An 11,656-nucleotide genomic window follows, 5' to 3' on the forward strand; every position below is an offset into this window, starting at 1 on the left:
AAATGCGCGGGACGGCGGCGGGCGGCAAGGTTCGGGCGCGTGGCGCGATGCGACAGGCGGCGGGCGGCGGCATGGCAACCGCGGCCCGGGGTTCAGGCGAGAGCGTGAACGGCCGGAGGGGCGCGCGAGCGGAAAGGCTGGGGGTGTTGCAGGTCGGGCCGGCGCCAGCCCACGCTGAACGGCACCGGCGATTGCAGGTGCGTGAGCGCCGGCATAACCGGCGTGCCGCAATGGCTGGCGGCCACCGTGGCGCCGTCGAACAAGACGCAGAAGTGCCCCGCTAGCTTGAGCGAGAGCGGCAGGTCGGGATCGGCCCGGGCGCTATCGCTGAGCGGGATCTCGTCGTCATCGTCGTCGTCGTTGGTGTTGGCGCCGGCAATCGCGAGGGCGGCCTCGCCATTGCCGGCGGCAGCCTGCAGCGGCGGGCTGAGCAGCCCGCCGTGATGAATGCGGTGTGTCAGCCCGGCATGCTGGGCCAGCAGCAGGCACAGCGCCAGCCAGAGCGCCGGCCACAGGCCGAGGCCGCGCTGGCGCCGGCGCTGCAGGCGCTGCCAGGGCCGAACGGCGTCAGTGGCCATGCCCGCCGTGATCGTGGCCATGATCGTGGCCGTGGTCATCGCAACCACAGTCGTCGCCATGCTCGTGGCCGTCATCGTCCAGGCCGTCGTCCCAGCTCGGGAACGGGTCGGCGTACTGCGCCCAGGCATCCGGGCCGGCAGCCATTTCCGCGTCGGTCAGCAGGCAGGCGTCCAGCAGCGCTTCGAGCGCGGGGCGGTCAAGGTCCTGGCCGATCAGCACCAGCTCCTGGCGCCGGTCGCCAAAGGGCGCGGGTTTGCCATCCACCGTCATATCGGCTTCGAGCTCGGCGCGGCCTGCTTCGTCTTGCGGCCATTCGGACGAATCCAGCGCGGCCCACCAGGCGCCGGCGCCACCGTGGCGGCATACGCCGCCTGCCTGGCCCCAGGTGCCGGCCGCATGCATGCGCGTGGCCAGCCAGAAGAAGCCCTTGGAGCGCAGCACGTTGCCATGCTCGCGCAGCCACTCGGTGTGGATCAGGTCGGCGAAGCGCTGCGGATGGAAGGGGCGCCGGCGGCGGTAGACGAAGCTGCCGATGCCGTAGGCCTCGCTCTCCGGCACGTGTTCGCCGCGCAGTTCCGCCAGCCAGCCCGGGGCGGCGGCGGCGGCGTCGAAGTCAAAGCGGCCGGTGTCGAGGATGCTCTCCAGCGGTACCTTGCCGAAGCTGGCCGGCACGATGGCCGCGCGCGGGTTGAGCGAATGCAGGATGCCGGCGAGGCGTTCGCGCTCGGCCTCGCCAACGAGGTCGAGCTTGTTGAGCACGATCACGTCGCAGAACTCGACCTGCTCGATCAGCAGGTCGACCACCGTGCGGTCGTCGTCCTCGTCGCGCGCCTGGCCACGGTCCTGGAGGAAGTCGGCTTCGTTGAAGTCTTGCAGGAAGTGCGCGGCATCGACTACCGTCACCATGGTATCCAGGCGGGCGACGGTGTCCAGCGCCACGCCTTGCTCATCCTCGAAGGTGAAGGTTTCCGCGATGGGCAGCGGCTCGGCGACCCCGGTCGACTCGACCAGCAGGTAATCGAAGCGGCCCTCGCGCGCCAGCTTGCCGATCTCGGTCAGCAGGTCTTCGCGCAGCGTGCAGCAGATGCAGCCATTGGTCAGCTCGATCAGGCGCTCGCCAGCCTGCGCCAGCATGCCATCGCCAAGCAGGCGGGCGTCGATGTTGACGTCGGCCAGGTCGTTGACGATCACGGCCACCCGCTTGCCTTCGCGGTTGGCCAGAACATGATTGAGCAGGGTTGTCTTGCCGGCACCGAGGAATCCGGACAGCACGGTGACGGGCAGGCGATTGGCCATGGCATCGAGTCGCGCCGGGGTTGGGGCGCGCGTTATTGCAACAAAGTTGCGACTGTATCAGAAAGCAGGAGGGAAAGCAGGCAATTCGGGGCGCGCGATGGCCGCACGAATCCCGGCGTTCCTAATGATAGGCCCGTGCCTGTGACACCACAAAGGCGAAAGATGAATGGCAGGCGATGCCCGGTGGTGTCGTGCCGCTCAAACAAAACGGCCCGGAGAACCGGGCCGTCTGGCGCGCGGGGCGACAAGCCCCGGGCAGTCGCTGAATCAGTCGCCGAACAGCTTCTGGCGCAGTTCGCGGCGTTGCTGGGCTTCCAGCGACAGCGTGGCGGTGGGCCGGGCCAGCAGGCGCGGCACGCCGATCGGCTCGCCGGTTTCCTCGCACCAGCCGTAGTCGCCGGACTCGATGCGGGCCAGCGATTGCTCGACCTTCTTGAGCAGCTTGCGCTCGCGGTCGCGCGTGCGCAGTTCCAGCGCGTGCTCTTCCTCGATGGTGGCACGGTCCGCCGGATCCGGCACGATGACCGTTTCGCGCAGGTGCTCGGTGGTCTGGTCGGCGTTCTTCAGGATATCGTCGCGCAGCTGCTCAAGGCGATGTTTGAAGAAGCCGAGCTGCGCTTCGTTCATGTAATCCTTGTCGCCCATCTTCAGGATTTCAGCTTCAGTCAGAAGTTTATTGCTGCTCATGGTTGCTGCTGATTCTCTTGTTGGTGCGACCGGCGGCGTCTTGGTCCGCTCGGGTGCAGTGTCCGGCCGCTTGCGCGGCGCGGAGGTTTCGCTCTGGCTGGCTGCAGACTGGCTGCTGTGCGTGCCTCCCTTGGCCTCGCCCGCACCGGCGTGCGCCGTACTGCCGCGGGGAGCAGGCGCAGCCTCCATGGACTGCGCCTTCAGCGTCTCGGCCGCAGCGCTGCTGCTTTTGCTGCGGCTTTGTTTCGTTTTCGTTGCGGCTACCATGGGACACCTCCTCGCGTCGATCGATGACGGCGCGTGACGGGTGCCCCAAGCGGAGGGCGGTCTCCGCATGAAGCACTGCGACCGCACCTGCCGGCAGCCCGCCTCATGCTGACGACGACCGCCGCCCTGCATTGCGGGCGCCATCGCCAATCGCCCATTGCCAAAAGACAAAAGGCTACGTTACCCGCACTAAATCCAGCCTATTGTACTTGAACAAAAAATTTGGAGATATGGGAGAAAAGCGGGGAGTTTTCCCTGATATCCCGGCCCCCCTCCGACGAGGGGGGGCGGCAGGGCGGGCGGCGCTGCCCGTCGGCTTCAGGCCAGGCAGGTGGCCAGGCCCTTCAGGATGGCGTCCTTGGGGAGGTCCACGCCAATGAAGACCATTTTGGTGCCGGGGGTTTCATCGCCCCACTTTGCGCCGATATCGCTGCCCATCAGCTGATGCACGCCCTGGAAGACCACTTTCCGGTCCACCGCATCCATATAGAGTACGCCTTTGTAGCGCAGCAGGCTTTCTCCGTAGACCGACAGGATGCCAGACAGGAATTCCTCCAGCTTGGCGTAATTGAAGGGTTTTTCGCTGCGGAAGACGAACGAGCCGATGCGGTCGGTGTGGTGGTGGTGATGGTGGTGGTCATGCTTGTGATCATGGCCGTGATCGTGGTGGTCATGATGGTCATGGCCGCAGTCATCGGCGCAGTGGTCGCCATGAGCGTGCTCGTGCGCATGGTCGTGATCGTGCTCTTCGGCCTCGGCACGCAGGAAATCCGGGTCGATTTCCAGCTTTTCGTTCAGGTTGAAGCCCCGAAGGTCAAAGATTGTGTCGATCGGCGCTTCGCCGAAATGCGCTGTGCGCACGGGCGCGCGCGGGTTCATGTGCAGCAGGCGGTGGCGCAGGTCGGCGATCTCGCCTTGCGGCACCAGGTCGGCCTTGGTGATGAAGATGGCGTCGGCAAAGCCAACCTGGCGCTGCGCTTCTTCCTGCTTGTCGAGCTGCTGGTTGGCGTGCTTGGCGTCCACCAGGGTGATCACGGCGTCCAGCAGGTAGCGCTGGGCGATCTCGTCGTCCATGAAGAAGGTCTGGGCCACCGGGCCCGGATTGGCCACGCCCGTGGTTTCGATCACGACGCGGTCGAAATCGATCTCGCCGGCGTCGCGGCGGGTCATCAGCTGGGACAGCGCCGCCACCAGGTCGCCGCGGATGGTGCAGCAGATGCAGCCGTTGCTCATCTGCACGATCTGCTCGCGGCCATCCTGCACCAGGATCTCGTTGTCGATGTTCTCTTCGCCGAACTCGTTTTCGATCACGGCGATCTTCATGCCGTGCTGCTCGCTCAGGATGCGCTTGAGCAGGGTGGTCTTGCCGCTGCCGAGGAAGCCGGTCAGGATCGTGACCGGGATCAGTTTGGACATTGTTTTCTCCGGGAAGGGATACCGCTTTGGCCTGTCGTGCGCGGGATAAGTCGGGTTTGGGTAACTTGTTCGTTCATCTGGCGAGCGGGCGGTGACGCCGCTCAGCCATGCTTGCCAGGGGTGCGTGCGCCGCATTCGGCGCAAACGCCATTCACGGTCAGCTCCACATGCTCCACGGCAAAGCCGCTCGGCACCTTGGGCGCGGCTTGCGCCGGGGCGCTGACGCCGTCCAGGCAGAAGGTGCGGTCGCAGCGGTTGCAATGGAAGTGGCTGTGCTGCCGGTGCACCTGCGCGCGGGCGGCCTCATGCTCGACCAGGCTGAAGCGGAAGACCCGGTCGTGGCCGGCCCGTTTCTGGGCCAGCCCTTGCTCGACCAGCCAGTCGAGCACGCGGTACACGGTCACGCGGTCGATCGCTTCGCCATCGGCCGGCATGCGGTCGATCACGGCCTGGTGGGTCAGCGGCTCATGGCTTTCCATCAGGCAGGCCAGGATGCCAAGGCGCGGCTGGGTCACACGGGCGCCCAGCTCGCGCAGGCGTTCGTGGGCGGCGTCCAGGATGGCCGGCGCGGGGGGCATGGCGGATCCAGGCATGGCCTGGGTGGGGGAGGGGCTGCTGCTCATGGACCGATTTAACCATAGCGCCCCGGGTGATGCAATTCAGTTGCGTCGACTCGGCGCCCTGGCGGCCATCCTCGGCCCGCACCCCGTCGCGCCAGCGGTTTGCGTCTATTATCGCCAGCAGGCCCCCGAGACCCGAGGAGACACTACATGCAGAACGACGCCAGCGCACTGCTGTTCCCCAACTTCGAGCCCTTTCGCCTGCATATCGGCGACCTGGAGATCGCCGGCGTGCGCGGCGGCTCCGGGCCGCCGCTGTTGCTGCTGCATGGGCATCCCCAAAGCCACCTGATCTGGCACAAGGTGGCCCCCGCGCTGGCCGACCACTTCACCGTGATCGCTACCGACCTGCGCGGCTATGGGAGCAGCAGCGCGCCGCCGGGCAAGGCCGGCTTTGAGACCTACAGCAAGCGCGCGATGGCGCAGGACCAGGTGGCGGTGATGGCGCAGCTGGGTTTCGACCGCTTCGCGCTATGCGCCCATGACCGCGGCGCGCGCGTGGCGCACCGGCTCATCGCGGACCATCCCGGCCGGGTCACGCGCGCCATGCTGCTGGACATCGCTCCCACGCTGGCCATGTACGAGCGCACCAGCATGGCATTTGCCACCGCCTACTGGCACTGGTTCTTCCTGATCCAGCCGGCGCCGTTCCCGGAGACGCTGATCAACGCGGAGCCCGAGTTCTACCTCAACAAGCTGATGGGCCTGCGCCACGCCGGATTGAGCCCGTTCGCGCCCGAGGCGATGGCCGCCTACACCGCCGCCATGCGCGATCCGGCCCACGTGCACGCCATGTGCGAGGACTACCGCGCGGCAGCCACCATCGACCTGGACCATGACCGGGCGGACCGCGCCGATGGCCGCCGGCTGGATTGCCCGCTGCGCGTGCTGTGGGGCGAGCATGGCGTGGTGGCGCGTTGTTTCGAGCCATTGGCGCTGTGGCAGGAGGTGGCGAGCGAGGTCAGCGGCCGCGCGGTGCCCTGCGGGCATTACATCCCGGAGGAGGCGCCCCGGGTGCTGCAGGAGGAAATGCTCGGCTTCTTCCGTTGATCTTCTGCCGAGCTTCCGTTGGTCTCCTTGGGTTCGCCTGTTGAGCACCGATTCCCGCAAGCTGCGTCGAGTTCGATACATTTGGCGTGCCTTTGCGAAGAAATGTCTTAGCGGGTTATTCCGGATATTTGCCACTTTTCGACATTGATAGCATTGCGCTCCGGTCGCGCGGCCCAAGCCGCCGCGGCCATATGCGCTGTGCCCGCGTCATGGTCGGCGCTGCCGCCCGGATCGGGCCGGCAGCGCAGGAATGGCAGTGTCCGACAGGGCGCGCCACTCCGGCCGGGGCAGTGTCGGGACGGGAATAGAAGGGTATCCAGGAGATAGCATGAAACGAGTTGCAAAGTTTGTGGCTGCCGCGCTGACGGTCGGCGTGATGGGAGTGCATGCGGGCGCGCAAGCAGAGGAATTCCCCGGCAGCAAGCCGGTATCGGTGGTGGTGCCTTTTGCCGCGGGTGGCCCTACCGACAAGGTCTCGCGCGAGCTGGTCATGATCATGTCCAAGCACCTGGGTACCACGATGGTGATCGAGAACCTGGGCGGCGCTGGCGGCACCATCGGCGCCAAGAAGGTCGCGCAGGCCAAGGGCGATGGCTACACCATCCTGGTCCACCATATCGGCATGTCCACCGCGCCGGCGCTGTACCGCAACCTCGGCTTCGATCCGCTCAAGGACTTCGAAACCGTGGGCGAGATCGCCGACGTGCCGATGGTGATGGTCGGCAACAAGAACCTGCCGCCCTCCAGCTTCAAGGAACTGCTGCCCTATATCAAAGCCAATGCCAGCAAGCTGTCGCTGGCCAATGCGGGCATCGGCTCGGCCTCGCACCTGTGCGGCCTGCTCTTCCTGAGCGCGATCCAGACCGACCTGACCACGGTGCCCTACAAGGGCACGGCGCCGGCGCTGACCGATATCCTGGGCGGCCAGGTCAACCTGATGTGCGACCAGACCACCAATATCGCTGGCCAGCTAAAGGCGGGCGCGCTCAAGCCGTACGCCGCCATGCAGAGCCGCCGCGTGGAAGCCTTCAAGGACATCCCGACGGCCGCCGAGCAAGGCCTGCCGGGCGTCGAAGTGAAGATCTGGCACGCCATGTACGCGCCCAAGGGCACGCCCAAGCCGGTGGTGGACAAGCTCTCGGCAGCGCTGCAAAAGGCTGTGACGGACCCCACCTTCCGCGCCAAGATGGCTGAGCTGGGCGCCGAAGCCGTGCCCGCGCAGCGCGCCACGCCGGAATCGCTGAAGGTCTTCCTGGCCGGGGAAATCGGCAAGTGGACCCCGGTGATCAAGAAGGCCGGCGTCTACGCAGACTGACCGGACGCAAACTCCGGCTTCTCCGCTGGCATCCGCCCGCGGATGGTGATCAAGGCCACGCGCAATGCGTGGCCTTTTGTCTTTCTGCGGCGTTGGCCGCGCGCAGCCAACGCCGCCTCGTCTATATTGTTCTGGTTGCCTTCGGTGCGGCAATGGATGCGTACGCAGAGCCGCTTGCGGCGGCCCTTGAATTCACCGCAGCCGTCGCCACCTACCTCCCTGACATATTCTCGCGAAGCCATCATGGAACAGTATCACGGCACTACCATCGTCAGCGTCCGGCGCGGCAACCAGGTTGCGGTTGGCGGTGACGGCCAGGTCACACTCGGCAATATTGTGATGAAGGGCACTGCCCGCAAGGTCCGCCGCATCTACAACGGCAAGGTACTGGTTGGCTTCGCCGGCAGCACCGCCGATGCCTTCTCGCTGCTCGACCGTTTCGAGGCCAAGCTGGAGAAGTACCAGGGCAACCTGACCCGCGCCGCCGTCGACCTCGCCAAGGACTGGCGCTCGGATCGCGCGCTGCGCCGGCTCGAGGCCATGCTGATCACCGCCGACCGCGACACCACGCTGGTGATCACCGGCAACGGCGACGTGCTCGACCCCGAAGGCGGCGTGGCCGCGATCGGCTCAGGCGGCGCTTATGCCCAGTCGGCCGCCAAGGCGCTGGTGGAGAACACCGAGCTTTCGCCCAAGGACATCGTCGAGAAGTCGCTGGGCATTGCCGGCGAGCTCTGCATCTACACCAATACCAATTTCGTCATCGAGACGCTGGAATGAGCGTCGGCCGGCCGCGCAATGACCTGACGCGCGGCCGCCTGGGCCCGGATGCAGCACCGCTCCGGTCCGTCGTCTTCCTCTGAACGGATACCATGTCGCATACCATGACCCCGTCGGAAATTGTTTCCGAACTCGACAAGCACATCATCGGCCAGAACAAGGCCAAGAAGGCGGTAGCGGTTGCGCTGCGCAATCGCTGGCGCCGCCAGCAGGTGGAAGAACCCCTGCGCCAGGAAATCACGCCCAAGAACATCCTGATGATCGGGCCGACCGGCGTCGGCAAGACCGAGATCGCGCGTCGCCTGGCCAAGCTGGCCGATGCGCCGTTCATCAAGATCGAGGCCACCAAGTTCACCGAGGTGGGCTATGTCGGCCGCGACGTGGACACCATCGTGCGCGACCTCGCGGAGATGGCGGTCAAGCAGGCGCGCGAATCCGAAATGAAGAAGGTGCGCGCCAAGGCCGAGGAAGCCGCCGAGGACCGCCTGCTCGACGTGCTGCTGCCGCCGCCGCGCGATATCGGCTTCAATCAGCCCGAGGAAAAGGATTCCAATACGCGCCAGGTGTTCCGCAAGAAGCTGCGCGAAGGCCAGCTCGACGACAAGGAGATCGAGCTTGAGGTTGCCGCCGGCTCGCCGAACATGGACATCATGGGTCCTCCGGGCATGGAAGACATGACCGAGCAGATCCGCACCATGTTCGCCGGCCTGGGCCAGGGCAAGAAGGCGCGCCGCAAGATGAAGGTGCACGAAGCCTTCAAGCTGCTGATCGACGAAGAAGCCGCCAAGCTGCTCAATGACGAAGAGGTCAAGCACAAGGCTGTCGCCAACGTCGAGCAGAACGGCATCGTGTTCCTGGACGAGATCGACAAGATCGCCAGCCGCAGCGACGTGGGCGGCGCGGAAGTGTCGCGTCAGGGCGTGCAGCGCGACCTGCTGCCGCTGGTCGAGGGCACCACGGTGAATACCAAGTACGGCATGATCAAGACAGATCACATCCTGTTCATTGCCTCGGGCGCCTTCCACCTGTCCAAGCCGAGCGACCTGATCCCCGAGCTGCAAGGCCGCTTCCCGATCCGCGTCGAGCTGGAATCGCTGTCGGTCTCCGACTTCGAGGCCATCCTGACGCAGACCGACGCCAGCCTGACCAAGCAATACCAGGCGCTGCTGAACACCGAGCAGGTGCAGCTGGTGTTCGCGCCGGATGGCATCCGCCGCCTGGCAGAGATCGCTTTTTCGGTCAACGAGAAGGTCGAGAACATCGGCGCGCGCCGCTTGTACACGGTGATGGAGCGGCTGCTGGAGGACCTGTCCTTCCATGCCACCAAGTCATCGGGCGAGACGGTCACCATTGACGCGGCCTATGTGGATGAGCGCCTGGGCGACCTGGCCGGCAACGAAGACCTGTCGCGCTACGTGCTGTAAGCCTTAGACCGGTTCAGCGGCATCCAGCGGCATCCAACGACAAAGGGCGCACTTCGGTGCGCCCTTTGTCGTTTTGCAATACGCCCGCTCAGTGCGCGTGCGCATGCCCAGCCGGCATTGGCGCTGTCAGCTCCAGCTCTGCCGCCGGCGTCTTCAGCTCGCGCAGGCTCTGGCCATCCGCAGGGATCTGCGTCCATTCGGTGCGGCCGTCCTCGCATTCCTGCACCACCGGGAAATACAGCTTGCCGGTCTGCTCGGGCAGCTTCATCAGCATCACGAACTCATCGAAATGCGCGTCGGCCAGCGAGCCGGCAAACCAGCGCAGCGTGCGCACGTCCTCGCTCACGGTCTTGCCGTGCGAGGTGTAGGGCTTGGCCAGCGGCGCGCGTTTCACTTCCAGTTGCCAGCCTGCCTTGGGCTGCGGATGGGCGCCTTGCACGCTTTCCGGGATGGTCACGGTGATGGCGCGGGTGGCGCTGCCGTTGCAGCCATGGCCCACCATCAGCGCGCCTTTGAAGTAGCTGCCTGCCGTCGCGGCCTTTTGCTCGAACACGATGTGCGCGAACGCGGCGGGCGTCCAGCTTGCGCCAAGCGAGGCCAGCGCGATGGTCACTGCGGGCAGCAGGCGGGATGCGGTCATGTGGATTCTCCTGGGAAGCGCGTCAGTCTAGCGCCGAAGGACGCCCGCGGCCCTGCGGCGCAGGGCCGCAGGCATTGTGTGCCCCGGGAAGTCATGTCGGAATTGTCTTACGCGGCTTTCGGAGCGTCACGCCTGATTGCAGGCGGCGCGCATGCGTACTCTGTACATACGGTGTGGGCAAACGCGGATCGCACCCGGCATAGGCCAGGAGCGAGACCGCCCTCCACAATATCCGCCACTGAAAAAGGAGCACGACATGATGAAGAAATGGCTGAGCGCAGCAGTGTGTTCGATGATGTTTGCCGGCCCTGCCGCCTTCACGCTGGCGCATGCGGCACCCGCGGGTTCCAAAGCGGACTACGACGCGGCCGTGAAGGCTGCCAGCGCCAACTACAAGGCCGCGCGCGCCCAGTGCGACAGCCTCAAGGACAACGCCAAGGACGTGTGCGTGAAGGAAGCCAAGCGCGACGAGGACGTGGCCAAGGCTAACGCCGAAGCGACCCGCGATGGCACGGCCAAGGCGCGCGCTAAGGCGGACAAGGTCAAGGCCGATGCCGACTACAGCGTGGCCAAGGAAAAATGTGACGACGCTAAGGGCAATGACAAGGATGTGTGCGTGAAGGAAGCCAAGCTTGCCCACGAGCGGGCCTTGGGTTCGGCCAAGGTCGAGAAAGCTGCCGCCACCGGCACCAGCACCGACGTCGCCGAAGCGCGCGCCGACGCCAAGAAGGACACCATGGACGCCGCCTACAAGGCTGACAAGCAAAAGTGCGACGCACTGTCCGGCGACGCCAAGGACAAGTGCCAGGCTGAAGTGAAGACCAAGTACGCCAAGTAACTTGCCTGTGCGCTGGCTCAGCAGGTTGAGCCAGCACGCCGAGTCGGCACGTCACCCATCCACGATAGAGGAAACGACCATGAATTGGGATCAGATCGCAGGCAAGTGGGACCAGGCCAAGGGCAAGGTCAAGGAAAAGTGGGGCCAGCTCACCGACGACGACCTTACCCAGATCCAGGGCAAGCGCGATCAGCTTGCCGGCCGGATCCAGGAGCGCTATGGCTACACCAAGGAGCGCGTGGAAGAGGAAATGAAAGCGTGGGAGCGTGATTCACGCTGGTAAAGAGAAGCGTAAGACAGGTAAGCATTCGTAAGCACGCTGGTGCGTGTTGCGATGCAATGCCAAAGTGGCGGCCGGCACGATCGAAGGATCGTAGCCGGCCGGTTAGCGCCCGCATCCCCAACCACCAACCTGGCAGGAGAAACGAAATGAAACGCGAGCTACTGTCCTCGTTCGGCGTACTGTGCGGCCTTGCCGCGGCCACTGTCTTTCTCTGTGTGCGCCCGGAGGCCGCGCCCGTACATCGCCAGGCGATTGCGCCGGTGGTGGCGAAGCCCGCCGTCCTGGCCGGCACCACGCCGCAAGCCGCGGTGGAGCTGGCCGTGCAGGCCGGCGATCTCGGCTCGCGTGCCGACCGTCATGCCAGCGACGCGCTGCGCATTGCCGAGCAAGCCCCCGGGCGGGAAGAGGACCTGGACTGGGACTACGTGCAGTTGCGCCTCTGAACTTGCGGATTCGCGGCG

General features: G+C 65.7%; 14 protein-coding genes. 7 read left to right on the forward strand and 7 right to left on the reverse strand.

All coding sequences use genetic code 11. The features are described 5' to 3' along the window. Positions 1-92: 92 nt before the first annotated feature. The 5 genes from F7R26_RS01200 to F7R26_RS01220 form a co-directional block, all read right to left on the reverse strand. Positions 93-599, reverse strand: a complete 507-nt coding sequence (locus tag F7R26_RS01200; RefSeq protein WP_241754396.1) for a hypothetical protein — start codon at positions 597-599, stop codon at positions 93-95. Beyond that, positions 568-1,875, reverse strand: a complete 1,308-nt coding sequence (gene zigA / locus F7R26_RS01205; protein ID WP_150989772.1) for a zinc metallochaperone GTPase ZigA — start codon at positions 1,873-1,875, stop codon at positions 568-570. Before zigA ends, F7R26_RS01200 begins: the two co-directional genes overlap by 32 nt. Positions 1,876-2,142: 267 nt before the next feature. After that, entirely contained in the window at positions 2,143-2,562 is a 420-nt protein-coding gene (gene dksA / locus F7R26_RS01210) for an RNA polymerase-binding protein DksA (RefSeq protein WP_006164034.1), read from the reverse strand. A gap of 585 nt (positions 2,563-3,147) precedes the next feature. Continuing rightward, on the reverse strand, positions 3,148-4,245 hold the full coding sequence (locus F7R26_RS01215; protein WP_150989775.1) for a CobW family GTP-binding protein: 1,098 nt from the start codon (positions 4,243-4,245) through the stop codon (positions 3,148-3,150). A 101-nt stretch (positions 4,246-4,346) separates the two neighbouring features. Then, positions 4,347-4,868 (reverse strand): Fur family transcriptional regulator, encoded by a 522-nt coding sequence (locus F7R26_RS01220; protein WP_150989778.1) that lies wholly within the window; start codon positions 4,866-4,868, stop codon positions 4,347-4,349. A 147-nt stretch (positions 4,869-5,015) separates the two neighbouring features. Here F7R26_RS01220 and F7R26_RS01225 point away from each other — a divergent pair, with 147 nt between their 5' ends. Then, positions 5,016-5,915, forward strand: a complete 900-nt coding sequence (locus F7R26_RS01225; RefSeq protein WP_150989781.1) for an alpha/beta fold hydrolase — start codon at positions 5,016-5,018, stop codon at positions 5,913-5,915. Between the two features lie 328 nt (positions 5,916-6,243). Next, positions 6,244-7,230, forward strand: coding sequence for a tripartite tricarboxylate transporter substrate-binding protein (locus F7R26_RS01230; protein ID WP_150989784.1), 987 nt, complete (start codon positions 6,244-6,246; stop codon positions 7,228-7,230). On the opposite strand, the gene F7R26_RS01235 is transcribed toward F7R26_RS01230, so the two are convergent. Beyond that, a complete protein-coding gene (locus F7R26_RS01235) occupies positions 7,218-7,475 on the reverse strand; it encodes a hypothetical protein (RefSeq protein WP_150989787.1) in 258 nt (85 codons plus the stop codon). The genes F7R26_RS01230 and F7R26_RS01235 overlap by 13 nt on opposite strands. Between F7R26_RS01235 and hslV the strand changes: the two genes are divergently transcribed. After that, entirely contained in the window at positions 7,474-8,010 is a 537-nt protein-coding gene (gene hslV, locus F7R26_RS01240) for an ATP-dependent protease subunit HslV (RefSeq protein WP_006162714.1), read from the forward strand. The genes F7R26_RS01235 and hslV overlap by 2 nt on opposite strands. A gap of 92 nt (positions 8,011-8,102) precedes the next feature. Then, positions 8,103-9,434 carry an ATP-dependent protease ATPase subunit HslU gene (gene hslU / locus F7R26_RS01245; protein WP_150989789.1) on the forward strand — a complete coding sequence of 444 codons (1,332 nt, stop codon included), beginning with the start codon at positions 8,103-8,105 and terminating at the stop codon, positions 9,432-9,434. A gap of 88 nt (positions 9,435-9,522) precedes the next feature. Here hslU and F7R26_RS01250 read toward each other — a convergent pair whose 3' ends face one another. Further along, positions 9,523-10,074, reverse strand: a complete 552-nt coding sequence (locus F7R26_RS01250) for a YcnI family copper-binding membrane protein (protein WP_206702501.1) — start codon at positions 10,072-10,074, stop codon at positions 9,523-9,525. A 256-nt stretch (positions 10,075-10,330) separates the two neighbouring features. On the opposite strand from F7R26_RS01250, the gene F7R26_RS01255 reads away from it, so the two are divergent. The 3 genes from F7R26_RS01255 to F7R26_RS01265 all read left to right on the forward strand — a co-directional run bounded on the left by F7R26_RS01255 (position 10,331) and on the right by F7R26_RS01265 (position 11,638). Next, positions 10,331-10,912, forward strand: coding sequence for a hypothetical protein (locus F7R26_RS01255; protein WP_150989792.1), 582 nt, complete (start codon positions 10,331-10,333; stop codon positions 10,910-10,912). 79 nt (positions 10,913-10,991) lie between these two features. Beyond that, on the forward strand, positions 10,992-11,195 hold the full coding sequence (locus tag F7R26_RS01260; RefSeq protein ID WP_150989795.1) for a CsbD family protein: 204 nt from the start codon (positions 10,992-10,994) through the stop codon (positions 11,193-11,195). Between the two features lie 146 nt (positions 11,196-11,341). Beyond that, on the forward strand, positions 11,342-11,638 hold the full coding sequence (locus F7R26_RS01265; protein ID WP_150989798.1) for a hypothetical protein: 297 nt from the start codon (positions 11,342-11,344) through the stop codon (positions 11,636-11,638). The last annotated feature ends 18 nt before the right edge of the window (positions 11,639-11,656 follow it).

The organism is Cupriavidus basilensis (genome assembly GCF_008801925.2).
In the GTDB taxonomy this organism is placed as follows: Bacteria; Pseudomonadota; Gammaproteobacteria; order Burkholderiales; family Burkholderiaceae; genus Cupriavidus; species Cupriavidus basilensis.